Origin of the sequence: Micromonospora sp. WMMC415 (genome assembly GCF_009707425.1) — a bacterium.
GTDB lineage: Bacteria > Actinomycetota > Actinomycetes > Mycobacteriales > Micromonosporaceae > Micromonospora.
Genome location: NZ_CP046104.1, coordinates 5,934,783 through 5,960,512, shown reverse-complemented (window position 1 = coordinate 5,960,512; position 25,730 = coordinate 5,934,783). Strand labels below are relative to the sequence as shown.

The following is a 25,730-nucleotide window of genomic DNA, read 5'->3' as shown; positions in this document are numbered from 1 at the left end:
CCCCGGGGCGTCAGCGGGCCGGGCAGGGCTCACGCCAGGCGTCGAGCGTCCGGTCCTTGCGGATGGAGGTGAACCCGTAGCCCACCGTCGTGACGCAGAAGTCCTCGGCCGAGCCGGTGTACTCGACGTGGAAGACCGGCTTGCCGGCCTCCACGAACGGCAGCAGCTTGCCGCACACCCCGAGCCGGACACACTCCTCGTTGACCGCGAAGTCGAAGTCCGGCGCCAGGGCCGCCACCTGCGGCACGGCGTTGACCAGGCCGGGGGACAGGTCGAGCGAGCGGGCCAGCTCGGCCAGCCGGCGGTTGAAGTGCAGCTGGTCGTCGAAGCCGAGCGGAAAGCCGGAGCGCTGCGCGTACGCGTCCGCGTCGACGATCGCGACCGCCCCGAAGCCCTTGCCCCGGCAGAGCCGGAACCGGTCGGCCAGCACCGGCCGCAGGATGTCCCACTGCCGGACGTCCAGCCAGCGGCTCCGGGCACGGCGTCCGGGCGCGCCCTGCACGCTCGCCGGGAACCGGGTCGCGTCCGGGTCGGTGGGCCGGACCGAGCCGACGTGCACCTGGCAGATCAGCCGCCGGTCGCGGGTGCGCAGCTCCGCGGTCTGCGCCGTGGTCGTGGCGACCGGGTCGAGCAGGAAGACATCCGCGGGCACGTCCGGGTCCAGCGCCCCGCTGAGCTGCCACTGCCACTGCCACCGGCGAGCCGCGTCCGACGGCCAGGTGGTCGCCGCGTCCGGCCGGGCCAGCTCCACGTGGCACGCGTACACCGGGGTCAGGAGCAGCAACGCGACCGTTGCCGGCAGCGCCCGGCGCAGGCCGCGCCCGACGGCGCGCGTCGGCGGCCGGATCCGCATCGGCAGCTCCGCAGGTCGCGGGCGGCCGGTCGCCGCCCGGGCGGGTGCACCACCGCGGCGCACCTCACCCGGTCAAACGAGGACAGCCCGACGACGACTCGCGATCCGGCGCGCGTCGACGCCCCGGCGGTCGCACCGGGACGTCGACCGTACGACTCAGCGCGGAGCGGCGAAGACCTGGGTCCAGTAGGGACCGTTGCTGCTCGCGATGCCGACGCCGATCTCGGTGAAGGCGCAGTTCAGGATGTTGGCCCGGTGGCCGGGGCTGTTCATCCAGGCGTCCATCACGGCGGCCGGCGTCTTCTGGTTCCAGGCGACGTTCTCGCCGTACGTGCGCCACTCGTAGCCGACCCGGTCGATCCGGTCACCCGGGTCGCTGCCGTCGCTGCCGGTGTGCGACATGTTCTGGTGGTCGGCCTGGTCCTGGCTGTGCCGCTGGGCGGCCGTCATGAGCTTGTCGTCGATGCTCAACGCGCCGCAGCCCGCCTTCGCGCGCTCGGCGTTGGCCAGGTCCACGACCTCACGGGCCTGGGCGCTGACGCCGCTGCCGGTGGACGTCCCGCCGCTGCTCGGGGCCGTGCTGCGCTCGGGGCTCCGGCGCGACGGCGCGGTGGTCCGCGACGGCGCGGGCTTCGGCTTGCGGCTCGGCGTGACCGAGGGGGAGGGCTTCGCGGTGGTCGGCGACGCGCTCGGGCTGCCGGTGGGGGCCAGTGCGTCGGCGGGCGTCTCGGCGGTCTCGGGCAGGGCCGGGGCAGCCGCGACGGTGTCGTCCGCCACCGAGGTGCGGGTGGCGTCGTCTCCGCCGGAGAGCGCGACCACACCGGCGCCCAGGCTGACCACCAGCGTGGCCGCGGCGGCGGCGCCGCCGATCAGCAGTGGACGCCGCAGGCGACGGTGCCCGCCGTCGGCCGGGGACCCGTCGGCTGCGATCGCCGGCAGCGGGCCGGTCGCCTGTTCACCGGCGTACGCCCCGGACGGGGTGGCCGGCCGACCGCCGGTCGGCTCCTCGTGCTGCCAGCCACCGTCGGCCTCGGCGCCGTGCCAGCCGGCCGTGGCCCCGTGCGGCTGCCAGCCCGTGGTGGTCTCCTCGCGGTGCCAGCCCGCGGCCGGCTGCTCGCGGTGCCAGCCCGGGGTCGGGTTCTCGCCCTGCCAGCCCGCGGCGGGCTCCTCGCCCTGCCAGCCGCCCGACGGCTCGTCGCGCCGCCAGGTCGCGGTGGGCTCGCTCCGCCACGTCGCGGGGTCGTCCTGCCGCCAGCCACCCGTGGGCTCCTCGCGCTGCCAGGTCGGGGTGGGCTCCCAGCGCTGCGCGGGCTCGTCCCGGTACGTGGGGTCGGCCGGCTGCCAGGGCTGCGCGTCGTGGCGGGCCGGCTCGGGCTGCCAGTGGGCCGTCGGCTGCTCGCGCTGCCACTCGTCCGCCGGTCGGTCCGGGTCGTCGCCGAACAGGTAGGCCGAGCGTGGCTCGGGCCGCTCGGTCAGCCAGGCCGGTTCGTCGGGCGCCGGCTCGGGTCGCCGGGCGCCGTCCGGGTCGATCGGGTCGTTCCAGCCGTACACGCCGGTAGCCTCCACGGGTCGGTTGCGGGCCGGGGTGACGCTACGTGTTGGCCGCGACCTGCGGCAACGTGGCTAAGAAAGAGTTAAGGGGAACGGGGACGCCGGGGTAGGGACTTCCGGAGATCCGAGGCGTACAGTAAAGGTGTCCGGACAGAGAGTGTCCGCGCCGTGTGGCAGCCCCCCGACAAGTGGACAGGTCGACGTAGAGATGATCTACGGCCTGCGGGAACTTGACGAAGGAGGGGGTTTCGGCTCAATATATAGGTGTCGCCAGTCGCGCCCGCTCATGCCCAGAATCGCCTGGGTTGACAGCCGCGTACGAATGGGCGCGCGTTGGCCGGCCATTCCGGCAGCGCATATCAAGGAGTCAACATGGCGAAGGCCCTGTACGGCCACGTAGGTGCGGCGCCCGACCGGCGCCTGCTCGACGAGGTCACCCGACTGCGTGCCACGGTTCAGGCACTGGAGTTCGAGATCACGCGGCTGCGTGCCGAGAACGATCGTCTCGCGGCGGCTGCGGCCGAGGCGGACGACCTGCTCCGTATCGCCGAGCCCGCGCTGACCTGATCACCGGGTACGCAAGAACTGAATAGCACCACGCGAAAAGGCGCGCCGACACGAATGTGCCGGCGCGCAGCTCTGTGCGCACCATTTTCGTCCCGCCGGTCGAACCGGTGACCGCGGACGCCGTACCCCGACCGTTCCGGCCGGAACCGCACCTCGTACGGCGGAAAATCGTCGGTTGCGCATCCGGAACGTGAACCGGGCGCGGCCGGCCGGTGCGGCTCCAGGCGGGTCGAGTGCGGGATGGTCACCGGTGGCGGGTTAGTCTGCGGGTTCACCAGGTCCGCGCAGCCGGCGACGGTACGGCGGCCACCGGACGAGGATCGAGAAGGTGCATCTCAAGAGCCTGACGGTCAAGGGCTTCAAGTCCTTCGCCTCCGCGACGACGCTGAAGCTGGAACCGGGCATCACCTGTGTGGTGGGCCCGAACGGGTCCGGCAAGTCCAACGTCGTCGACGCCATCGCCTGGGTCCTCGGTGAGCAGGGCGCGAAGGCGCTGCGCGGCGGCAAGATGGAGGACGTCATCTTCGCCGGCACGGCCGGCCGGGCGCCGCTCGGCCGTGCCGAGGTGACCCTGACCATCGACAACACCGACGGCGCGCTCCCGATCGAGTACACCGAGGTGTCGATCACCCGCCGGATGTTCCGCTCCGGCGAGAGCGAGTACGAGATCAACGGCGACTCCTGCCGCCTGCTCGACATCCAGGAACTACTGAGCGACTCCGGCATCGGCCGGGAGATGCACATCATCGTCGGGCAGGGCCGCCTCGACGGCATGCTGCACGCCAAGCCGGAGGACCGGCGCGCGTTCATCGAGGAGGCCGCGGGCGTCCTCAAGCACCGCAAGCGCAAGGAGAAGGCGCTGCGGAAGCTCGACGCGATGCAGACCAACCTGAACCGGCTCACCGACCTCACCGCCGAGCTGCGCCGCCAGCTCAAGCCGCTCGGCCGCCAGGCCGAGGTGGCCCGCCGCGCCGCGGTGATCCAGGCCAACCTGCGGGACGCGCGCCTCCGGCTGCTCGCCGACGACCTCGCCACGCTGCGCGCGACCCTCGACAAGGAGATCGCCGACGAGACCGCGCTGCGCGAGCGGCGCGAGCAGGTCGAGGCCGAGCACACCGAGGTGCAGGCCCGCCTCGGTGAGCTGGAGGCCGCCCTCGCCGAGGACGCGCCGCTGCTCGCCGCCGCCCAGGACACCTGGTACAAGCTGTCCGCCCTCCAGGAGCGGTTCCGCTCGATCGAGCAGCTCGCCCGTGAGCGGCTGCGCCACCTCAGCGCCACGCCGGACGACGAGCGGCCCGGCCGCGACCCGGACCAGCTGGAGGCCGAGGCGGAGCGCGTCCGCGAGCAGGAGGAGGAGCTGCGCGCCGCGCTCACCGACGACCAGATCCGGCTGGCCGAGGCGGTGGAGCACCGCCAGGAGCTGGAACGCCAGTTGGCCGCCGCCGAGCGGGAGCTGGTCGCCGCGGCCAAGGCCATCGCCGACCGCCGGGAAGGGCTGGCCCGGTTGACCGGGCAGGTGAACTCCGCCCGGGCGCGGACCGCCACCGCCGGGGAGGAGATCGAACGACTCGCCGCCGCGCACACCGACGCGCTCGGGCGGGCCGAGCGGGCGCAGGCCGAGCTGGACGCCGTCGCCGAACAGTCCACCGAGGCGGACCGGGACAACGCCGACCTGGACGCCCGGCACGCGGAGGCGGTCGCCGTCCAGGAGAAGGCGCAGGCGACGCTCCGGTCGCTGAGCGACGCCGAGCGGGCCGCCGAGAAGGACGCCGCCACCTGGAAGGCGCGCGAGGAGGCGCTGGCCCTCGGCCTGCGCCGCAAGGACGGTGCCGGCGCGCTGCTGGCCCGCGCGGACGAGGTGCCGGGACTGCTCGGCAGCCTCTCCGGGCTGCTCACCGTCGCGCCCGGCCACGAGGCCGCGCTCGCCGCGGCCCTGGGCGGCCTCGCCGACGCGGTCGCGGTCAGCGGCGTCGACGAGGCCGTCGAGGCGATGCGGATGCTCAAGATCGCCGACGCCGGCCGGGCCGGCCTGCTGGTCGGCAGCGCCGCCGGGCCGGGCATGGCCGGTTCCGCCGACTCGCTGCGCCCCAAGCTGCCGGACGGGGCCCGGTGGGCGCCCGACCTGGTGGAGTGCGCGGCCGAGATCCGGCCGGCCGTGCACCGGGCCCTGCGCGACGTCGTCCTCGTCGACGACCTCGCCGCCGCCGCGGAGGTCGTCGTCGGCAACCCGGAGCTGCGGGCGGTCACGCCGGAGGGCGACGTGCTCGGGGCGTACGCGGCCGCCGGCGGGTCGGCCAAGGCGCCCAGCTTCATCGAGGTGCAGGCCGCCGTCGAGGAGGCCCGGACCAACCGCGCCGCCGCCGAGCGCACCGCCGCCGACCTGCGGGGGCAGCTGGTCGAGGCGCGCGCCGAGGTGGCGGCCGCCAAGGAGGCCGTGCAGCACGCCGCCGCCGCGAAGCGGGAGGCGGAGAGCCACCGCAACGCCGCCGCCCGCCGGCTCGCCGAGCTGGGCGCCGCCGCGCGGTCGGCCAAGGCCGAGACCGAGCGCCTCGGCGAGTCCCGGGCCCGGGCCGAGGCGGCCCGCGAACGGGACCTCGCCGCCCTCGCCGAGCTGGAGGAACGGCTACGGCTGGCCGAGGCCACGCCGATCGACGCCGAACCCTCGACCGAGGAGCGTGACCAGCTCGCCGCCATGGTGCCCCGGGCCCGGCAGAACGAGATGGAGGTGCGCCTCGCCGTGCGTACCGCCGAGGAGCGGGTCTCCTCGATCGCCGGCCGGGCCGACTCGCTGCGCCGGCAGGCGACGGCCGAGCGTGCCGCGCGGGAGCGCGCGGCGGCACGGCGGGCGGCGCGGACCCGCGGCGCCGCGATCGCCCGGGCCGTGGCCGGCGGCGCCCGCGAGGCGTTGACCCGGCTCACCACCTCGATCGCGCAGGCCGAGGAGCACCGCGACGCCGTGGCGCGCGAACGCGCCGCGCGGGAGGCCGAGCTGTCCGAGGTACGCGGGGCCGCCAAGCGCCTCGCCGCGGAGCTGGAGCGGCTCACCAGCCAGGTGCACCGGGACGAGGTCGCCCGTGCCGAGCAGCGGCTGCGCATCGAGCAGTTGGAGGCGAAGGCCGCCGAGGACTTCGGGCTGGACGTGGCGACGCTGGTCGCCGAGTACGGCCCGAACCAGCCGGTCCCGCCGACCGACGCCGACGTGGCGGCGGCCGAACGCGACGGCGTGCCGGTTCCCGAGCCGGTCCCGTACGAGCGGGCGGTGCAGGAGAAGCGGGCCGCCAAGGCGGAACGGGAGCTGGCCCTGCTCGGCAAGGTCAACCCGCTCGCGCTGGAGGAGTTCGCGGCCCTGGAGGAGCGGTACAAGTTCCTCTCCGAGCAGCTGGAGGACCTGAAGGCCACCCGGCGTGATCTGCTCACCGTGGTCAAGGACGTGGACGACCGGATCCTGGAGGTCTTCGCGAGCGCGTTCGCCGACACCGCCCGGGAGTTCGAGCAGGTCTTCGGCGTGCTGTTCCCCGGCGGCGAGGGGCGGCTCGTGCTCACCGACCCGGACGACCTGCTCACCACCGGCGTCGAGGTGGAGGCCCGGCCGCCGGGCAAGAAGATCAAGCGGTTGTCCCTGCTCTCCGGTGGCGAGCGGTCGCTGACGGCCGTGGCGATGCTGGTGGCGATCTTCCGCGCCCGGCCCAGCCCGTTCTACATCATGGACGAGGTGGAGGCGGCGCTCGACGACGTGAACCTGGGGCGGCTGATCACGCTGCTGGCGCAGCTGCGGGAGAAGAGCCAGCTGATCGTCATCACGCACCAGAAGCGGACGATGGAGGTCGCCGACGCCCTCTACGGCGTGACCATGCGCAACGGGGTCACCCAGGTGATCAGCCAACGGCTCAACCGGGCCGACGACGGGCAGGAGAACAACGAGTGAGTCGGGAACGCGCCACGGCGCTCCTGGTGGACTTCGACGGCGTGCTGCGCCGCTGGGACCCGGCGGTGGCCGTCGGCGTCGAGCGCGAGTACGGGCTCACCGAAGGTGTGCTCGGCGAGATCGCCATGTCGTGGGGTCTGCTCCAGCCGGTGCTGACCGGCAAGGTCAGCCACGCCGACTGGATGGCCAGCGTGGCCGACGCGCTGACCCCCTCGGTGGGCGCGGAGCGGGCGCGCGCGGCCGTCGACGACTGGCAGCGCTACCGGGGCGAGGTCGACCCGGACGTGCTGGCGTTCGTCCGGGAGGTCCGGGCGGCCGGCGTACGGGTCGGGCTCGGCACCAACGCCACCGACGTGCTCGACGCCGACCTCGCCGCCCTCGGGCTCACCGACGAGCTGGACGTGGTGGTCAACTCGTCGGTTGCCGGGGTGCACAAGCCGGCGAAGGAGTTCTTCCAGGTGGCCTGCGACGCCCTGGAGACCCCGCCGTCCCGGGTGCTGTTCGTCGACGACGAGGACCGGGCGGTCGCCGGTGCCCGGGTCGCCGGGCTGTCGGCGCACCGCTGGAGCGGCCCCGGCGATCTGCGCTACCTGCGCGCGGCCCTGGCCACGACCGGCTGATCCGCTCCGGCGGGGTCCCCACCGAGCACCTGGCGGAGCAGGTTGCGGGTCGCCCGGTCCATCCGGGGGTCGGCGAGCGCCGGGTCGTACAGCGTCCGGGTCCAGCCGAGGGAGCCGGCCGCGAACACCCAGGCGCCCGAGGGCGCCCGGTACAGCCGGGTGTGCTGCCGCACGGTCTTCCCCTTACGGGTGAACGGAGAATCCGCGAGCTGGACCTCCTCGACCAGCTGCGGGCCGGCCGTGTCGGACATCCACTGGTCGGCCTCCCCCCAGACCACGCCGGGGATGCGGTCGCCGTCGCGTACGCCGGTGCCGGCCCAGAACCAGTGCCCGCTGGCGCCCACGACCAGCGGCGCGCGGCCGTCCACGACGCTGACGTACTGGCTGCCGATCAGCTGCTGCTCGGGGCTGGTGGTGGCCCGCCACTTGGGGGTCACCGGGACGACGCCCTTGCGTGGCGTGTCCACCTTGTCGCACCAGACCTGTCGCTCGTCACGGTCGCCGCCACCGAAGCGGATCCGCCAGTAGCAGTTGTTGGCGCCGAGGAAGACCAGGCTGGTGGCGCCGTTGCGGGCGGTGACGACCGCCGACCGCATCCGGGTCGACCAGTACTCGTCGTGCCCGGGGAAGATCACCGCCCGGTGGCGTCCCGGCTCGATCCGGCCGGTGTGCAGGTCCTCGCTGCTGGCGTACGCCAGGTCGAGTCCTTGCGCCTCGGCCCACTGGACGAAGCCGATGTCGTCGGCGACCAGGTTGGGCAGGCCGCTCCCGGCGTACGGCCGGTCGTGGCTGACCGCCCGGGACCGACCTGCCACCGCGCGTCTGCCCGCGTCGTCGAAGCCGTAGTAGAGACTCGCGCCGGTACGCCCGTCCATGGGCCACTGGTTGTACGCCTGGTAGGTGCTGGTCGGGATGACCACCAGGCCGGCGGCGGTGCGGGACGGATCACGCACCACGAACGGAACCCAGTGGTGGTGACCGCCGGCGGTGCTCAGCAGGGCGAGGTACAGCCCGCTCGTCCAGTCCGCCCCGATCCGCAGCCGCCATCCCGGTGACCAGGCACAGGAAACCGCTCCGGTCTCCGGTGACACCGTGGGGGCGGGCTGGGTCGTCCCGTCCAGCCAGGGCCCCTGGACGACCATCCGGGCCCCCGCACCGCCGTAGTGCCCGATGCGGAAGACCGTCGCGCGGTACCGCTGGGCCGGGGCCACGGAGACCCGGAGGACCAACTCCTCGCCCGGGGCGACGCTCGTCGCCGAGGCGTACCCGGCGATCTCGCCGGACCGGTCGGTGGCGAACCGGTGACCGGACAGGCTGAACCCGGCGGCGCCCGGCCGGGTGTTCTCGATGGCCACCGGGGACCGGCCGAGCGGCCGGGGCGACACGTCCGGACCGCTCCCGGCCGCGACCGGATCACCGGAGTAGTGCGGGTCGGCGAGACCCGACGACGCCCGGCGACCCCCCGGCCGCCATCCGATTCCCCACAGGGCGGCGGCGCCCGACGCGCCCACCGCACCGATCAGTCCCAGTGTCCTTCTCCGGGTAGGCGTCGCGCGTCCACCGTCGACCATCGTCAGCTCCCGCCGTGGCGGCCCCCGTGTCCCCGCCGCGCCCGCAGGCGTCGGTCGGTGTGAACGGGATCGGCCACGCCCCGTCCAGTCATATGACGGAGAGGATGATCAAGGGGTTGCTCCCGGTCGCGAAAGCGGCGACCCGGCGCACGTGATCGATCCGTTCGCCGGGCAGCGCCGACGGTCGGGGGAGGTGGCGCAGGTCAGTCGCCGGTGGCGCCGTCGACGCGTTCCCGGATCAGGTCGGCGTGGCCGTTGTGCCGGGCGTACTCCTCGATCATGTGGACGTAGACCCAGCGCAGGCTGACCTCGGGCGAGCTGCCGTCGCGGCGACGCAGCGTGAACGTCTCGTCGAGGTCGTGCCCGGCGGCTGCCGCGTCGGCGGCCTCGGTCTCGGCCCGGAACGCGGCGAGGTCGGCCTCCGGGTCGGCGGTGCCGACCGTGGTGAACTCGGCGTCCGGGTCGGCCGCCCAGTCGTACAGCTCGGGCAGGTCCTCCCCGGCGAAGCGCTGCCGGAACCACGCCCGCTCCACGACGGTCATGTGGCGGACCAGGCCGATCAGGGTCAGGGTGGACGGCTCGACGCTCGCCGTCCGGAGCTGCTCGGCGGTCAGCCCGGCGCACTTGTGCAGCAGCGTGTCGCGGTGGTAGTTGAGCCAGCCCTCCAGCATGGTGCGTTCGTCACCGAGGTAGGGCTCGTGCCGGCGGTCGATCTCGGGTGCTCTCCAGGTCATGCCGGCCATCCTCGCGTCCGGGTGCGACACGCGGCGACCCGATTACCGCCGCGCGCGGTCCCACGGCCCCGACGTTCCCGGTCACGGGCGGATCAGAAGTACGTCTCGTTGAAGCGGTGGAGCAGGCGGGCGAAGGTCTCCACGTCCTGCCCGGACCAGGTGCTCAGCGTCTCGCGGAATCGTTCCAGCCGGGCCGCCGAGGCCGTGTCGAAGCGCCGCTGCCCCTCCTCGGTGAGGCTGAGCTGGGAAGCGCGCCGGTCGGTCGGGTCCGGGTCGCGCCGGACCAGCCCGATGGTCTCCAGCCCGTTGATCTGCCGGCTGAGGGTGCCCTTGCCGATTCCGAGCCGCCCCGCCAGGTCGGTGAGCCGGATCGAGCCGGACCGGCGCAGCCACAGCAGCAGCCCGTACGCGTTCGGCTCCAGGTTGGGGTGCACCTCCCGGGCGATGTCCCAGGACACCCCGCGGCTGCGGCGCAGGAAGGCGGTCAGCTCGTGCTCGACCGCCCGTACGGTCTCCGGGGGGTGCTCGTCCACGGAGATAGAGCGTACGGCGGGCGGGGTCGTCGACGCGGGTGGGTCAGCGGGGGAGCCGGTCGATCGCCTCGGCCACCGCGTCGGCGGGCCCGTCCACCCGGATCCACCTCTCCGCCGTGCCGTCGCGCCAGCCGATGGTCAGCGAGACCCGGTCGTCGCGCGACCTCCGGCGCAGCACCCGCTTGATCGCCTCCCAGCCGGCCGAGGAGACGATCCCCAGGACAACCGACAGGATCGCCGCGGTGACCGGTTCGCGCTCGCTGCTGATCTCGCAGTCGGCGAGTTCGTGCCAGGGGCGGGCGACCACGCCGGTCCCGCTCAACTCGTCCGCAAGGTCCAGAGCGGACGGCGCATAGACACCGCGGCCATTATTGAGCGATTCCGGGTAGATCGTAACGTCGGATTCGGTCGGGAGTCGGACACCCTGGGGGGCCTCGGCGTCGCTGATCGTGACGAGGGCGGTCATGTGCGGCATGCTAGGACATGAAAGCTCCCGTTCGTCGACGTCGGGGAGGGCCTGTCGGCATGCCGCTCACCCTGCGTGCGGTCGAGGTGACCGGGCCGGCCCGATGGCGCTGGCTCCTGACGGACGACACCGGCCGGACGCTCGCCGACCACCAGGTCGACGTCGATCCACACGGCACGGAGTTCGAGGCCTTCACCGACCTGGACGGGTACCTGCGTCGCAACCGGCTTCCGGACGACCGCCTGGGCAGCGAAGCCGCGATAGTCACCCGGGTCGGCAGGTGGATCGGGTCCGAGGTGCTCGGCGAGCACATCGGCCGGCGGCTCGCCGGGACGGTCCGGGTGCTGGTCCCGCCGGAGGGCGACTTCCTGCTCACCCGACCGCTCGAACTGGCCGAGGTGGACGGTCGTGCCCTGGCCCGCCGTGACGTGGCCCTGGTCTTCGAGCTGCCGGGAAGCGACACGTCAGCGGCGCCGGTACGCAAGCAGCCGGTCGGCGACCGCCTGCGGATCCTGGCGCTGTTCTCGATGCCCGCCCGATCCTCGGTGCTCGCCCTCCGCCGGGAGCGCTACGAACTGGTCCGCACGGTCCGGGAGATCGCCAGCCGCTCCCGCAAGGCGATCGAGCTGCGGGTGCTCCAGTACGGCGTGACCCGGGACCGGCTGGCGGAGACGGCCGAGGAGTATCCGGGTTGGGACGTCCTGCACGTCTCCGGTCACGGGGCGCGCGGCACGCTGCTGCTGGAGAATCCGGACGGCAGCCCGGACGAGGTCGGCACCGACGATCTCATCAAGCTGCTCCGCCCGGCCCGGGACCGGCTCAAGTTCGCCGTGCTCTCCGCCTGCAACTCGGGAGCGGACCTGGCCGCCAGCACCCTCCGTAACCTGCGCCTGGACGACGCGGCGGACCAGTTGGAGGAGTCGGGCGACGGCCCGACGGACGGCGGGGTGGCGATCGGTCGAGCGTCGGTCGGCCTCGCCCGCGGTCTGGTCACCGAACTCGGGGTCGCGGTGCTGGCCATGCGCTATCCGGTGGCCGACCCGTTCGCGGTCGAGCTGACCCGGGAGCTGTACCCTCGACTGCTCGGCTCGGGGCAGCCGGTCGACCGGGCGGCAGCCATCGCGATCCCCCGGGCCGCCGGACAGACCCCGTCCGTCGATCGGCCGCCGCTCTCCGTCGGCACCCCGGCGCTGTTCGGCGGCACGGCCGCCGGGATGCACCTCGCCCCGCCGCCCGGTTCGGTGGACCTCAACCCGTACGCGGAGCGGATGGTCGGATTCCGGGAGGAGCCCGAACGGTTCGTCGGTCGTACCCCGGCGTTGATCTCGGCGAGCGGTGCGCTCGCTCCGCGCAGTGGCCGGACCGGAGTGCTGTTCCACGGCATGGCTGGCGCCGGCAAGACCTCCTGCGCGCTGGAGTTGGCCTACCAGCACCAGGACCGGTTCGCCGCCCTGGCCTGGTGGGAGGCACCGAGCCAACCCGACGAGTTCGGCCAGGCACTGAGCAGCCTCGCGCACGCCTGGGAGGGGCAACTCGGCCACCACGGGCTCACCATGATGCAGGCGGTGGGGAGCGAGGCCGAGCTGCGCCGCTTCCTGCCCCGCCTGCGGGCGGTGCTCCGCGACAACGCGCTGTTGCTGGTGCTGGACAACATCGAGACGCTGCTGTCGGACGCCCGGACCTGGCGCGACCCGCTCTGGGAGCCCTTGATCGAGACGCTGCTCGGGCACGGGGGCCTCTCCCGGGTCGTCCTCACCAGCCGGGTGGTTCCGGCCGGGCTGGACGCCCGCTCGCTGCTGACCCTGCCGGTCCACGCGCTCTCGCTGGCCGAGTCGGTGCTGCTCGCCAAGGAACTGCCGAACCTCGGCCGGCTGCTGCACGACGAGCCCTCGGCGGTACGCTCCGCCGCCGACGTCGCCGCCGACCGGGAACTGGCTCGGCGGGTACTCGCCGTGGTTCAGGGGCACCCGAAGCTGCTCGAGCTCGCCGACGCGGAGGCGACCGACCCGGACGCTCTGGCCGCCCGCCTGGACGCCGCGTCGGCCGCCGGCCGGGACGCACCCACGGCCGCGTTCTTCCGCACCGGCACCAGCGCGCTCGACGGGGAGGAGTACCTCAACCTGCTCGGCGCCTGGACCACCGCGGCGGTCGCCGGTCTGCCGGCGCCCGCCCGCACCCTCGTCGAGCTGCTGGCGCTGCTGGAGGACGACGACCGTTGGTACCACGTGATCGAGCCGGTCTGGCAGGCGTTCTGGGACCAGTGGCACGGCGGGACCGCGCCGCCGTTCGACGACGCGCTGTCGGCCCTGACCGACGCGGCGCTCGTAGCGGCCGAGGTCACCGAGTCGAAAGAACCCGACGGGCCGGTCGAGTTCCGGCTCCACCCGGGCGTGGCCGAAGCGATCCGAGCCGGCGCCGGCCCGGAGCTGCGTACCACCGTGGACAACCTGCTGGCCGAGGTCTGGGCCAGTGTCTCCCTGGAGGCGCAGCGGCTCGAGAGCCGGGGCGAGCCCACCAGCCGTCTCGTGGTGCGTGCCGGGCTGGCCGCCGCCCCGTACCTGCTGCACCAGCAGCGCTGGTCGCAGGCGTCGGTCCTGGTCGAGGAAGCGGCCATGCGCGATGCCTCGCCGGCGACGACCCGGCAGGCGCTCGGCTACCTGCGGCAGATCCTGGATGGTGAGACCGATCCGGAGCGACGGCCGATCGACGAGGCCCTACACGCTCGCGTGCTGGCCCGGATCGACCCGGCCGCCGGCCAGGCCGGGCTACGGCGGGCGATCGACGCGGCCAGGGGGAGCGGCAGGCACGACCTTGCCTCCGGGATCGGCAGTCATCTGGCGAACCTCCTGCGGACCACCGGTGAGCTCTCCGCGGCGCTGGCAACAGCGACAGAAAGCGCAGATTCTGCCCGGATCGCCGGACTCGGCCCCTGGACCCGGGCGTCGGGCGAGGTGCAGCGATTGCAGATTCTCGTTCAGATGGGCCGCGACCGGGAGGTCCTCGAACAGGTCGACGCGCTGCTGGCTCGGCTCGACACGCTTCCCCACGACGTGGACCACACCGAGCAGGTGTATCCGTACAACGTCCGTGAGACCGCCCTGGACGTCGCCGCGCAGGCGGCCCGCGGCCTGTCGGAATGGACCCAGGCTCTCGACTACCAACAGCGGCTACTGGCCAGCAAGCGTGAGCGTGGAGCGCATGCCTACGAGCTCGCTCGGATGGAGTTCAACGACTACCGACCACTGCTCCAGCGCGGTGAGTTGGCGGAGGCCGAACGGGTGCTGCTCCGCTGCCAGACGGTTTTCGAGGCGGTCGGAGACGTCCACCTACTGGGACATGTGTTCGGTGCCCGTGCCGACCTCGAAGACGAGCGCGACCGCCCCGCCGAGGCCGTGACACTCGGACGCGCGGCGATGCGGTACACCTACCTGCTGCCTGAGCCGGGCAGCCTGGCGGTCAGCCACCACAACCTTGCGAACTACCTCCTTCGAGCCCAGCACCCGCCCATGGAGGCTGTGGCGCACCGGCTCGCCGCCGTGTTGCTCTACCTGCTCAGCGGCCGGTCGGCCCGATTCCAGGACGGTCTGCGGGCGCTCGCCCGCGACCTCCGTCGGTTCGGCGACGCGGCGCTCCCGGCGGACCTCGCGGAGCTGATCAGTCGAGTGGAGAGCGTGCCCGGTGCGCGGTTCGGTGCGGTCCTCGCCGACCTCGCTCCCGATCCGCAGCGCCGAGCCACCCTCGTTCGTGAGGTCGGTGAGGCGGTCCGCGCCCTACCCGCCGACGACTCTGCCACCGCCCACCTCGAGCGATGGGCACCACGCATTCCGGTGGTGGTCGCGGCGGCCCGTGGTGACCGGACGGCCGCCGACGCGTTGCAGCCCCTCCTCGACGACCTGGGCGGCAGCGTGGACTGGGCGGTGCTCGCCGCGACGATCCGGCGGATCATCGACGGCGAGCGCGACGAGGAACGCCTCCTCGACGGGCTGGACGAGATCGACAGCGCGATCGTCCGCGCCATCCTCGCCGCGGTGGCCGCCCCGCCCGCCGAGCCGGCGGCCTAGCGCCGGTCCGGTGCCTCCGGGGTGAGCCGGTGGTGCATCACCCGGCGCAGGTGGCCGTCGCTGGTGGTGCCCTCGATGGTCACCTGCGCCGTGCGGCCGTCGTGCTCAAGGGTGGCCACCGCGTTGCCGAAGTACGGGCCGGCCAGCTTCTTCCAGCGCACCGACGGGCGGCGCACCCCGGCGGTCCGGGCCAGGGCCCGGGTGGCCCCGGACGGACCCGGCGACCAGCCGAGCCGCATCAGCGGGCGCAACCCCGCCGGCACCTGGTTGTGGATGGGGGAGCAGGTGAGCTGGTGGACCGGGGTGACCACGTCCGGGTCGTCGAAGCGGGCCCGGGCCACGTACGAGTGGTGCACGTCCCCGCCGAGCACGCTGATCGAGGCCGGCGGCGCGTACGCGGGCCCGGCGCCCACCCGCGCACCGGGCTCGGCCGGCGTGCCGCTGCCGATCCGGGCGAACAGCGCGCCGAGCGCCTCGAACGACCGGCGGAACGCCGCCCAGTGCTCCAGGTCGAGGCCGCGGCGCAGCTTCTCGGCGAAGGCCGCGACCCAGCCTCGGCGGGAGTCGGCGAGCTTCTCGTTCCACGCCTCCACGTGGTGGATGCCCGGGGGGAGCAGCCAGGGCAGCGAGGCCCCCACCACCAGGTGGTCGTACGTGCCGTGGGCCTGGTCGACGAACCACGACCACTCGCCCGGCGGCAGCATCGCCCGCTGGCCCCGGTCCAGCACCCGGCTGCACCGGTTGTCGAGCATGACCAGCCGCGTCCGCCCCAGGTCCAGCGCGTAGCTCCACTGGTACTGCGCGGCCCGCCAGCGCTCGGTGTCGTGCGCGAGATCGGACTCCTGGTCGACCCGGTGACCGAACTCGCGCAGCACGCCGGTGGCGTCCTCGGCGGCGGTCACCTTCGCGTACACCGGGTCGGCGGCGATCTCGTCCGGGGACAGGTTGCCGAGGTGCTGGTAGACCCAGTACGACGCCAGCCCGCTGCCGATCCGCTCCGCCCACCACGGCTGGGCGCGGGCGTCGGCCCGCCAGGCGGCCGAGGTGTTCCAGTCGTCGATGATCTCGTGGTCGTCGAAGACCATCACGCTGGGCACGGTCGAGAGGAGCCAGCGGATCTCCGGGTCGCGCCACGACTCCAGGTAGAGCTTCGTGTACTCGTCGAAGCTCACCACCTGGTCGGCCGGCGCGCCCTTCGGCCGCCGGCGGCGCCGCTTGAGCAGCCGCTTCACCGTCGGCGAGGTCTCGTCCGCGTACACCTGGTCGCCGAGAAGCACCAGCAGGTCCGGCAGGGCCGCCGGGTCGAAGTCGGCCGCCAGCCGGCGGGCGTACGCGTCGAGCGCGTCCGGTGGCAGCCGCCGCGCGGTGGCGTGCTGCGTGGTCTCCCGGCAGGAGCCGAAGAGCAGGCGGACCGGCTGGTCGTGGTCGTCGGCGGGGCGGGTGCGGATCACGCTGGGCGGGAACTGGCCGCGCGGCTCCGGCCAGGCGACCTCGCCGTCGATCAGCACCTCGTAGGTGGTCGCGGCGGCCGGCGTGAGACCGGACACCACGACGAGCGCGTAGTGGTGGTCGTACGCCGAGAAGGTGGGTGCCGTGCCGGTGGCGCCGTCGGCCGTGCGGACGGTGACCACCGCGGGCCCGCTGGTCTCCACCCAGATCGTGGCCCGCGTGTCGACGACCCGCCGCAGCAGCGGACCGACGAGCAGATGTGCGGCGGGCATGGCGGACCTCCGAGGTGAGCGAGCTTCATCCTTTACTACCCGGCCGGCGGTCGCACCACTGCTGGCTGCCACCGAGCGTACCGCCGGATCCGAGCGCGCCGGAGGGTGCGGTGGTGAAGACGCCGTGGCCGTCGTCTGACAGGATTTCGGCATGACGGAATACGTCCTCATCGCACTCGCTCTGCTCGGCGTGCTGATCCTCGGTGCCCTCGGGCTGGTGGTGCCGAAGCTGCGCCGGCGCCCCGAGCCGCCGCTGCCGAGAGAGGTCGAGACCCGCGCCGAGGAGGATCTCGCCGGGCCGCCCGTCATGGCGCCGGAGGCGGAGGTGTCCACCGGCATCCTGGTCGAGCCGCCGGTGATCGAGGCGCCCCCGCTGGAGGTGCCCGAGCCGACCGCCGGCCGGCTGGTCCGGCTGCGGTCCCGGCTGTCCCGCTCGCAGAACGTCTTCGGCAAGGGGCTGCTCGGCCTGCTCAGCCGCGACCGCCTCGACGAGGACACCTGGGAGGAGATCGAGGACAGCCTGATCACCGCGGACGTCGGCATCGACGCCACCCGGGACATCGTCGACCGGCTGCGGGAGCGCACCCGGGTCCTCGGCACCCGGTCCGCCGGCGAGCTGCGGGCGTTGCTCGCCGCCGAGCTGGTGAACGCTCTGGACCCGGGCCTGGACCGGTCCCTGAACACCGCGCCGAAGGACGGGGTGCCCGCCGTGCTGCTGGTCGTCGGCGTCAACGGCGCCGGCAAGACCACCACCTGCGGCAAGATCGCCCGGGTCCTGGTGGCGGACGGTCGCAGCGTGATCCTCGGCGCGGCGGACACGTTCCGCGCCGCCGCCGCCGACCAACTGGAGACCTGGGCCGGGCGGGTGGGCGCCGAGACGGTCCGCGGCCCGGAGGGGGCCGACCCGGCCAGCGTGGCCTTCGACGCGGTCAAGCGCGGCATCGAGACCGGCGTGGACACCGTGCTGATCGACACCGCCGGCCGCCTGCAGAACAAGGTCGGCCTGATGGACGAGCTGGGCAAGGTCAAGCGGGTGGTGGAGAAGCACGGCCCGATCGACGAGACGTTGCTGATCCTCGACGCCACCACCGGGCAGAACGGGCTGGAGCAGGCGCGGGTCTTCACCGAGGCGGTCAACGTGACGGGTGTCGCGCTGACCAAGCTCGACGGCACCGCCAAGGGCGGCATCGTGATCGCCGTGCAGCGCAAGCTGGGCATCCCGGTGAAGCTGGTCGGGCTGGGCGAGGGCAAGGACGACCTGGCGCCGTTCGACGCCGTGCAGTTCGTCGACGCTTTGCTGGGCACCGAGGCCCCCGGACGGGACGCGTAATCTCGCAGTGACGACCGACGATCGCGCCTACGTCGGGTGGCGCGACCCCGACCACCCGGCGCCCCGCCTCGGGAGACCGTACGTGACTTCGCAGGAGATCCCGCTGCACGGCGGGAACGTCAGCACCGTGGTCCGGGTCGGGGACACGGTGCGGCGCAACGCCGGCCCGTGGACCCCCTCGGTGCACGCTCTGCTGCGGCACCTGGAGTACGTGGGCTTCACCGGTGCCCCCCGCGCGCTCGGCATGGACGAGCGCAACCGGGAGGTGCTGTCGTACCTGGAGGGGGAGTGCGGGGAGTACCCGCTGGCCCCGCACTGGGTCACCGACGAGGCGCTGGTGACGGTGGCGACGATGCTGCGCATGTTCCACGACGCGCAGTACGGCTTCGTGCCCCCGCAGGGGGCGGTGTGGCGCTCGTTCGGGCCCCCGCCGCCGGACACCGAGGTGATCTGCCACCACGACGCCGCCCCGCACAACGTCATCTGGCGTCCGGACGGCACCCTCGGGCTGATCGACTTCGACCTCGCCTCGCCCGGCGCGCGCATCTACGACGTGGCGTACGCGGCGTGGACCTGGGTGCCGATCTTCTCCGACCGCGACTCGATCACCCTCGGGTGGCGGCGCCCCGACCGGCCGCGCCGCCTGCGGCTCTTCGCCGACGCGTACGGGCTCATCCCGCGTGACCGGCACCGGCTGATCCGCACCATCCGGAAGCGGATCGTCGACCACGTGGAGGGGATCCGGCGGATGGCCGCCGCCGGGGAGCCGGCGTTCGTGCGGATCGTGCACAAGGGGCACCTGCGCCGGCCGATGCGGGACCTGCGGCTGCTCGACTACGAGCGGCAGGCCTTGGAGGCGGCCCTGCACTAGGAAACCGGGCATTCCGGGCGGTAGCCGGACCCGCTCACGGGCCCGGCGCTCGTGTGCGCCGTTCCGGTCCGGGCGTGCGGTCACCCGGGTCCGGACCCGGGAGCACCTCCCCCCGGACCCGGGCCGGGGGTTGTGCGCGTTTCTTCACACGTCCGAAACAAGCCGTCACCGTCCGGAAATCGGCGGGTGACGCTGAAGGAAACAGGGAGCGGCAAGGCTTCCGCGCAACCGGTGGACGGGCGACGCTGCCCCGCACGCCGTGAAGGAGGGAACTTCACCTTTAGGAGGCCAGCGTGCCTGAAGCACCGACGATCGATGGCGCCAACACCACGTGGCTGCTGGTTTCGACGGCGCTCGTGCTGCTCATGACTCCCGGCCTGGCGCTGTTCTACGGCGGCCTCAACCGGGCCAAGGGCGTTTTGAACATGATGATGATGAGCTTCTCCGCGATCGGGCTCATCTCCGTTCTGTGGTGGTTTTACGGTTTCAGCATCGCCTTCGGTAGCGATGTCAACGGGTTCTGGGGCGACCCGACCGCGTACCTCGGCACCAAGACGTTCCTCGCCGAGACCGACCTCTGGGGCGCGACGGCGGAGAACCCGAGCGGCATCGGCGTGCCGCTGTACGTCTTCATGGCGTTCCAGATGGTCTTCGCGGTGATCACCGTGGCGCTCATCAGCGGCGCCATCTCCGACCGGGCCAAGTTCGGCGGCTGGCTGCTGTTCGCGTTCGGCTGGGCGACGCTGGTCTACTTCCCGGTGGCCCACTGGGTGTGGGGCGGCGGCATCATCGGCGGTGACATCCACGCGCTGGACTTCGCCGGCGGCACCGCCGTGCACATCAACGCCGGCGCCGCCGCGCTGGCCGTCGCGCTGGTCCTCGGCAAGCGGCTGGGCTGGCCGCGCGAGGGCATGAAGCCGCACAACATCCCGCTGGTCGCGCTCGGCGCCGGCCTGCTCTGGTTCGGCTGGTTCGGGTTCAACGCGGGCTCCGAGTTGACCGTCGACTCGGTGGCCGGCCTCGCCTTCATCAACACCCAGCTCGCCACCGCGGCCGCGGTGCTCGGCTGGATCGTGGTCGAGTGGATCAAGGACACGAAGCCGACCATGGTCGGTGCCTCCTCCGGCGCGATCGCCGGTCTGGTCGCGATCACCCCGGCCTGTGGCTTCATCGCCCCCTGGGCGGCGGTCCTGCTCGGCCTCGTGGCCGGCGCGGTCTGCGCCCTGGCGGTCAGCCTCAAGTACAAGCTCGGCTACGACGACTCGCTCGACGTGGTGGGTGTGCACTTCGTCGGTGGCTGGATCGGCTCGCTCTGGCTCGGCCTCTTCGCCACCAACTCGGTCAACGCCGCGATCACCGACGTGGTGGGCGCCTCCGACGGCCTCTTCTACGGCGGCGGGGTGACCCAGCTCGGCCGGCAGGCCCTGGCGGGCCTGATCGTCACCGCCTGGTCGTTCGCCGTGGCCTGGGTGCTCGCCTTCGCGATCGAGAAGACCATGGGCTTCCGGGTCGCCGCCGAGGCCGAGGTCCAGGGCGTGGACATCACCGAGCACGCGGAGAGCGGCTACGACCTGTCGCCCGCCGGTGGCGGCAGCGGAGGCGCGTTCGCGATGGCCGGCCTGTCCGGCGGGAAGCCGGCGGCGGAGACCGCCGGGCCCAGCACCGAGCCGGCCACCGAGCCGGTCAACGAGAAGGTCGCCGGTTAACGTTCCTGGGATGGAGGGGTTGGACATGAAGCTGGTGACCGCGGTCATCAAGCCGTACCAGCTGGACGCGGTGAAGGAGGCCCTGCACGCCCTGGGCGTGGCCGGCCTGACCGTCAGCGAGGTCCAGGGCTACGGCCGGCAGAAGGGGCACACCGAGGTCTACCGGGGTGCCGAGTACACGGTCGAGTTCCTGCCGAAGATCAAGGTCGAGGTGCTCACCGACGAGATCGACGTCGAGAAGATCGTCGACGCGATCGTGGCCGCCGCCCGGACCGGCAAGATCGGCGACGGCAAGGTGTGGGTCACCGCGGTCGAGGAGGTCGTCCGGGTCCGCACCGGCGAGCGCGGCCTCGACGCCCTGTAGGAGACACCGCTCGATGACCTCGTCGACCACCACCACCGCGTCGGGACACCCCGGCAACGGCGACGCGCGCGGTGTGGTCGACGAGGTCGTCGGCGTTCCCGCCGGGATCGGAGCCACCGCCCGGGCCGGCCGCGCCGACGCGTACGACGCCTGGCTGCGGGGACTGCTACCGGCCCGGGACGGCGTCGCCCTCGTCGCCGTCGGCGGGCTCGGGCGGCGGCAGTGCGCCCCGTACGGGGACCTCGACCTGCTGCTGCTCCACGCCGGGGTGCCCGGCGTGGACGACCTGGCCGCCGGCATCTGGTACCCGGTCTGGGACGCCGGGCTGCGGCTCGACCACTCGGTGCGGACGGTCGCCGAGGCGCTCTCGGTGGCCCAGGACGACGTCAAGGTGGCCCTCGGGCTGCTCGACGCCCGCTTCGTCGCGGGCGACGAGGCACTCGCCGCGCAGCTCACCCGCACCGCCACCGACCACTGGCGGCGCACTGCCGTCCGGCAGCTGCCCGGGCTGCGGGAGATCACCGCCGCCCGCTGGGAGACCCACGGGGAGCTCGCGTTCCTCCTGGAGGGCGACCTGAAGGAGGCCGCCGGCGGGCTGCGGGACGTGGGCATCCTCCGGGCGGTCGCGATCGCCGGCATCACCGACGCGCTGCGCCCCGCGGTCCGCGCCGCCCACCTGCGTCTGCTGGACACCCGCGACGCCCTTCACACGCAGGTCGGCCGCCGCGTCGACCGGCTCGTCGCCCAGGAACGCGACGGGGTCGCCGCCCTGCTGGGGCTGCGCCAGCCGCAGCCCGATGCGTCGGACGCCGCGCAGCGACCGCGAGTCGTCGGGCGAGCGGGCGAGGGCGGCGGGTCCGACGCCGAGCCGGGCGGGGAAGCCGTGATCGGCGACGGTGACGCCCTGTTGCGCCGGGTCGCCGGCGACGCCCGCACGGTCCGCCACGCCCTCGACGACGCCTTCCGGGCCGCCGACCGGCTGCACGCCGGTCGCCGCCGCGGCGCCGACGGCCGCCCGGTCCGCCGGCCGGTCGCCCGGGACGTGGTGGAGCACGACGGCGAGCTGGTGCTGGCGCGCGCCGCGATCGGGGCACGCCCGGACCCGAGCCTGTCGCTGCGGGTCGCCGCCGCCGCGGCCGCCACCCGGCTGCCGATCGCCCGGGCCACCTGTGAGTGGCTCGCCGCGTACTGCCCGCCGCTGCCGACCCCGTGGCCCGCCGAGGCGCGCGCCGCCCTGATCACGCTGCTCGGGGCCGGCCCCGGCCTGGTGACGGCGTGGGAGACCTGCGACCGGTACGGACTGGTCGACGGCTGGCTCCCGGAGTGGACCCGGTTGCGGAGCCGGCCGCAGCACAACCCCGTGCACCGGTTCACCCTCGACCGGCACCTGGTGCAGACCGCGTACGAGGCGAGCCGGCACACCCGCGAGGTCGACCGGCCGGACCTGCTGCTGCTCGGCGCGCTGCTGCACGACGTCGGCAAGGGCCTGTCGGGGGATCACAGTGTGGTCGGCGCGCCGGTCGCCGAGGCGGTCGCCGCCCGGATCGGCCTGCCCGAGCACGAGGTGGCGCTGATCGGCTCGCTGGTCCGGCTGCACCTGCTCCTGCCCGACGTGGCCACCCGGCGGGACCTCGCGGACCCGAAGACCATCGCCGGTGTCGCGGCGAAGGTCGGCGACACGACCACCCTCGACCTGCTGCACGCGCTGGTGCGGGCCGACGCGGTGGCCACCGGGCCGGCCGCCTGGTCGGACTGGAAGGGGCGGCTCATCGCCGAACTGGTCGCCCGGGTCCGCACCACGCTGGACACCGGCGTGCTGCCGGAGCCGCCCGCCCCGGACCCGGCGCTGGTGGCGGGCCCGCTGCCGGTCGTACACCTGACCGGGGACCGGGTGGCGGTGGCCGCGGCGGACCGGCGGGGCCTGCTCGCGACGGTGGCCGGCTGCCTGGCCCTGCACCGGCTCGACGTGATCTCCGCGGACGCCTCGACGGTCGACGGGCGCGCGCTGGTCGAGTTCCGGGTCCAGCCCCGCTACGGCCTCGCGCCGGACCCGATCGCGCTCGCCGCCGACCTGCGGCGGGCGGTCGCCGGGGACGTGTCGGTCACCCAGCGGCTGCGGGGGCGGGCGCTCGCCGCCCGGAGCGAGGGGGCCGCACCGCGGGTCGTGTGGCACCGCGAGGCGGCCACCGACGCGGTGGTGCTGGAGCTGCGGGCGGCCGACGCCGCCGGGCTGCTCTACCGGGTCACCGGCGCGCTGGACGAGACCGGCGCCCAGGTGCGGGCGGCCCGGATCTCCACCCTGGGCGCGGACGTCGTGGACGCCTTCTACCTGGTCGGCGGCTGGCCCGACGCCGCCACCCGAGCCGAGGTGGAAGCGGCCGTCCTGGCGGCGGTGTGAGCCGGAGGGCCGTCATGATCCGCGCAACGTCGGGGAAGCTGCCGCCTCCCGCCGTGTCGAGGCAGCATCTTCCGGGACGTTGCCCGGAGCTCGGCGTCGGCGCGGCGCGCGAGGGGCGCTAGGGGCGCGGTGGCGGCCGGGGCGGGGCGCGGGCGGAGCAGGGGGCCGGCGGGGCGGATACCCTAGCGGTGGCCGGACGGCTCGCCCGGCCAGGTTTGTGCCCGCCGGAACACTGACAAACGGGATGTTCGCGTGTTTGACACCTTGAGTGACCGCCTGTCCGGGATCTTCACCAAGCTCCGCGGCAAGGGTCGGCTCACCGACGCCGACATCGACGCCACCGCGCGCGAGATCCGCCTCGCGCTGCTGGAGGCCGACGTCGCGCTGCCGGTGGTCAAGGGCTTCATCGCGAACGTCAAGGAGCGGGCCCGCGGCGCGGAGGTCTCCCAGGCGCTCAACCCGGCCCAGCAGATCATCAAGATCGTCAACGAGGAGCTGATCACCGTCCTCGGCGGCGAGGGGCGGCGGCTCCAGTTCGCCAAGCAGCCGCCGACCGTGATCATGCTCGCCGGCCTCCAGGGCTCCGGTAAGACCACCCTCGCCGGCAAGCTCGCCCGCTGGCTCAAGGCCCAGGGTCACCAGCCGCTGCTGGTCGCCGCCGACCTGCAGCGCCCCAACGCCGTCGGGCAGCTCCAGGTGCTCGGTGGTCGCGCCGGCGTCGAGGTGTACGCCCCGGAGCCCGGCAACGGCGTCGGCGACCCGGTGCAGGTGGCGCGGGCCTCGATCGAGCACGCGAAGCGGGCCGCCCGCGACATCGTCGTCGTCGACACGGCCGGCCGGCTCGGTATCGACGCCGAGATGATGCAGCAGGCCGCCGACATCCGCGACGCGGTCGACCCGGACGAGGTCATCTTCGTCATCGACGCGATGGTCGGTCAGGACGCCGTGCGCACCGCCGAGGCGTTCCGCGACGGCGTGGGCATCACCGGTGTGGTCCTCTCCAAGCTCGACGGCGACGCCCGTGGTGGTGCCGCGCTGTCGGTCCGGGAGGTCACCGGGCAGCCGATCCTCTTCGCCTCCACCGGCGAGAAGCTGGAGGACTTCGACGTCTTCCACCCCGACCGGATGGCCAGCCGGATCCTCGGCATGGGCGACGTCCTCACTCTGATCGAGCAGGCCGAACAGGCCTTCGACACCGATCAGAAGGAGAAGATGACCGCCAAGCTGATGGGCGGCGAACAGTTCACCCTGGAGGACTTCCTCGACCAGCTCATCGCCGTCCGGCGGATGGGGCCGATCGCCAACGTGCTGGCGATGATGCCCGGCATGGGGCAGATGAAGGACCAGCTCGCCGAGCTGGACGACAAGCACTTCGACCGGGTGACCGCGATCATCCGGTCGATGACCCCGGCCGAGCGCACCAACCCGAAGATCATCAACGGCTCGCGGCGGGCCCGGATCGCCAACGGCTCCGGCGTCACCGTGATGGACGTCAACCAGCTGCTCAACCGCTTCGCCGACGCGCAGAAGATGATGAAGCAGATGGGCGGCATGATGGGCCTGCCGGGTGGTCGCCGGAAGGCGACCAAGTCGCCGAAGAACAAGCGCAAGGGCACGAAGGGCGGTGGCGGCCGGCCGCGTACCGGCGCGGGGATGCCGGGCGGCTTCCCGGGTGGCATGCCGCAGCTCCCCCCGGGCATGGGCCCGGACGACCTGGCCGGACAGGGCCTGCCGCCGGGCTTCAAGCTTCCGAAGATCGACTTCAACAAGCTCGGCAAGGGGGACAAGCGCCCCGGCTGAGCGTGTCGGTGACGGCGGGCGACGTGATCAGCGCTTAGGGTGACCGTCGCCCCTTGGAAGGAGGAGTCATGACCGCGGCCCCGATCCTGCCCGAGCGGCACGAGTGGACGGTCGACGACCTCGGTGACCTGCCGAAGGACCTTCCGTACGAACTGATCAACGGAAGGTTGATCGTGCCGTCGCCCACCGCCGTGCACCAGGAGCTGTGTGTTGAGCTGCTGCTCGCCCTCCGAACCAACTGCCCGCCGGACTACCTGGTCAGCATCGACCTGTCGATGCGGGTCGACCGGCGCAACGAGCCCCGGCCCGACGTCGTGGCCATCCGCCGGGAACACGCCAACCGGTCGCCCGTCCCGGTCGAGGACGCGCTGCTCGCCGTCGAGGTGGTCTTCCCGACCAGCACCTTCCGGGACATGTACGACAAGGCGAAGGTCTACGCCCACGCCGGCATCCGGTCGTACTGGGTGGTCGACCCGCTCCAGGAGCGCGTCACGCTGACCGAGTACGCGCTCGGCGCGACCCGGGAGTACGAGCAGGTCGCCCACACCGAGGATTTGTTCGTCACCGAGCGGCCGTGGAAGGTCTCGGTCGACCTGCCGGCCCTCACCGCCCGCCGCGACGCCCTGCTCGCCCCCGACGGGGAGTGATCGGGTAGGACT

General features: G+C 73.5%; 18 protein-coding genes. 11 read left to right on the top strand and 7 right to left on the bottom strand.

What is annotated here, in order from left to right:
- Positions 1-10: 10 nt before the first annotated feature.
- Together GKC29_RS27880 and GKC29_RS27875 are read right to left on the bottom strand one after the other, a co-directional pair.
- A complete protein-coding gene (locus GKC29_RS27880; protein WP_155333637.1) occupies positions 11-853 on the bottom strand; it encodes an endo alpha-1,4 polygalactosaminidase in 843 nt (280 codons plus the stop codon).
- 156 nt (positions 854-1,009) lie between these two features.
- On the bottom strand, positions 1,010-2,404 hold the full coding sequence (locus tag GKC29_RS27875) for a CAP domain-containing protein (RefSeq protein WP_155333636.1): 1,395 nt from the start codon (positions 2,402-2,404) through the stop codon (positions 1,010-1,012).
- Between the two features lie 372 nt (positions 2,405-2,776).
- Here GKC29_RS27875 and GKC29_RS27870 point away from each other — a divergent pair, with 372 nt between their 5' ends.
- From GKC29_RS27870 to GKC29_RS27860, 3 genes are all read left to right on the top strand, one after another.
- On the top strand, positions 2,777-2,971 hold the full coding sequence (locus tag GKC29_RS27870) for a hypothetical protein (protein ID WP_130322629.1): 195 nt from the start codon (positions 2,777-2,779) through the stop codon (positions 2,969-2,971).
- Positions 2,972-3,299: 328 nt separating this feature from the next.
- Positions 3,300-6,896: a chromosome segregation protein SMC gene (gene smc, locus GKC29_RS27865; RefSeq protein WP_155333635.1), complete on the top strand. Its 3,597-nt coding sequence runs from the start codon at positions 3,300-3,302 to the stop codon at positions 6,894-6,896.
- Positions 6,893-7,516 (top strand): HAD family hydrolase, encoded by a 624-nt coding sequence (locus GKC29_RS27860; protein ID WP_155333634.1) that lies wholly within the window; start codon positions 6,893-6,895, stop codon positions 7,514-7,516. The genes smc and GKC29_RS27860 overlap by 4 nt, the downstream gene beginning before the upstream one ends.
- Here the strand turns inward: GKC29_RS27860 and GKC29_RS27855 are convergent.
- The 4 genes from GKC29_RS27855 to GKC29_RS27840 form a co-directional block, all read right to left on the bottom strand.
- Positions 7,483-9,027 carry a N,N-dimethylformamidase beta subunit family domain-containing protein gene (locus GKC29_RS27855; protein WP_155333633.1) on the bottom strand — a complete coding sequence of 515 codons (1,545 nt, stop codon included), beginning with the start codon at positions 9,025-9,027 and terminating at the stop codon, positions 7,483-7,485. The genes GKC29_RS27860 and GKC29_RS27855 overlap by 34 nt on opposite strands.
- Positions 9,028-9,290: 263 nt before the next feature.
- Positions 9,291-9,821, bottom strand: a complete 531-nt coding sequence (locus GKC29_RS27850; protein WP_155333632.1) for a DinB family protein — start codon at positions 9,819-9,821, stop codon at positions 9,291-9,293.
- Positions 9,822-9,913: 92 nt separating this feature from the next.
- Positions 9,914-10,354 carry a MarR family winged helix-turn-helix transcriptional regulator gene (locus tag GKC29_RS27845; RefSeq protein ID WP_155333631.1) on the bottom strand — a complete coding sequence of 147 codons (441 nt, stop codon included), beginning with the start codon at positions 10,352-10,354 and terminating at the stop codon, positions 9,914-9,916.
- Positions 10,355-10,397: 43 nt separating this feature from the next.
- Entirely contained in the window at positions 10,398-10,820 is a 423-nt protein-coding gene (locus GKC29_RS27840) for a hypothetical protein (RefSeq protein WP_155333630.1), read from the bottom strand.
- A gap of 59 nt (positions 10,821-10,879) precedes the next feature.
- Here GKC29_RS27840 and GKC29_RS27835 point away from each other — a divergent pair, with 59 nt between their 5' ends.
- The gene (locus GKC29_RS27835; protein WP_196255753.1) at positions 10,880-14,881 is read left to right on the top strand and encodes a CHAT domain-containing protein; all 4,002 of its coding nucleotides are present in this window, start codon (positions 10,880-10,882) and stop codon (positions 14,879-14,881) included.
- Here GKC29_RS27835 and GKC29_RS27830 read toward each other — a convergent pair.
- Entirely contained in the window at positions 14,878-16,602 is a 1,725-nt protein-coding gene (locus GKC29_RS27830; protein WP_155333628.1) for an alkaline phosphatase D family protein, read from the bottom strand. The genes GKC29_RS27835 and GKC29_RS27830 overlap by 4 nt on opposite strands.
- A 151-nt stretch (positions 16,603-16,753) precedes the next feature.
- On the opposite strand from GKC29_RS27830, the gene ftsY reads away from it, so the two are divergent.
- The 7 genes from ftsY (at position 16,754) to GKC29_RS27795 (ending at position 25,718) form a co-directional block, all read left to right on the top strand.
- Positions 16,754-17,932 carry a signal recognition particle-docking protein FtsY gene (gene ftsY / locus GKC29_RS27825; protein WP_155333627.1) on the top strand — a complete coding sequence of 393 codons (1,179 nt, stop codon included), beginning with the start codon at positions 16,754-16,756 and terminating at the stop codon, positions 17,930-17,932.
- A gap of 7 nt (positions 17,933-17,939) precedes the next feature.
- Positions 17,940-18,803 (top strand): aminoglycoside phosphotransferase family protein, encoded by an 864-nt coding sequence (locus tag GKC29_RS27820; RefSeq protein ID WP_196255752.1) that lies wholly within the window; start codon positions 17,940-17,942, stop codon positions 18,801-18,803.
- Between the two features lie 293 nt (positions 18,804-19,096).
- Positions 19,097-20,509 (top strand): ammonium transporter, encoded by a 1,413-nt coding sequence (locus tag GKC29_RS27815; protein WP_155333625.1) that lies wholly within the window; start codon positions 19,097-19,099, stop codon positions 20,507-20,509.
- Positions 20,510-20,534: 25 nt separating this feature from the next.
- Complete coding sequence (locus tag GKC29_RS27810) at positions 20,535-20,873, top strand: P-II family nitrogen regulator (RefSeq protein WP_196255956.1); 339 nt, start codon at positions 20,535-20,537, stop codon at positions 20,871-20,873.
- Positions 20,874-20,886: 13 nt separating this feature from the next.
- Positions 20,887-23,271 (top strand): [protein-PII] uridylyltransferase, encoded by a 2,385-nt coding sequence (locus GKC29_RS27805; RefSeq protein ID WP_155333623.1) that lies wholly within the window; start codon positions 20,887-20,889, stop codon positions 23,269-23,271.
- A 252-nt stretch (positions 23,272-23,523) separates the two neighbouring features.
- On the top strand, positions 23,524-25,071 hold the full coding sequence (ffh, locus tag GKC29_RS27800) for a signal recognition particle protein (protein ID WP_155333622.1): 1,548 nt from the start codon (positions 23,524-23,526) through the stop codon (positions 25,069-25,071).
- Between the two features lie 68 nt (positions 25,072-25,139).
- The gene (locus GKC29_RS27795) at positions 25,140-25,718 is read left to right on the top strand and encodes a Uma2 family endonuclease (RefSeq protein ID WP_155333621.1); all 579 of its coding nucleotides are present in this window, start codon (positions 25,140-25,142) and stop codon (positions 25,716-25,718) included.
- Positions 25,719-25,730 lie beyond the last annotated feature (12 nt).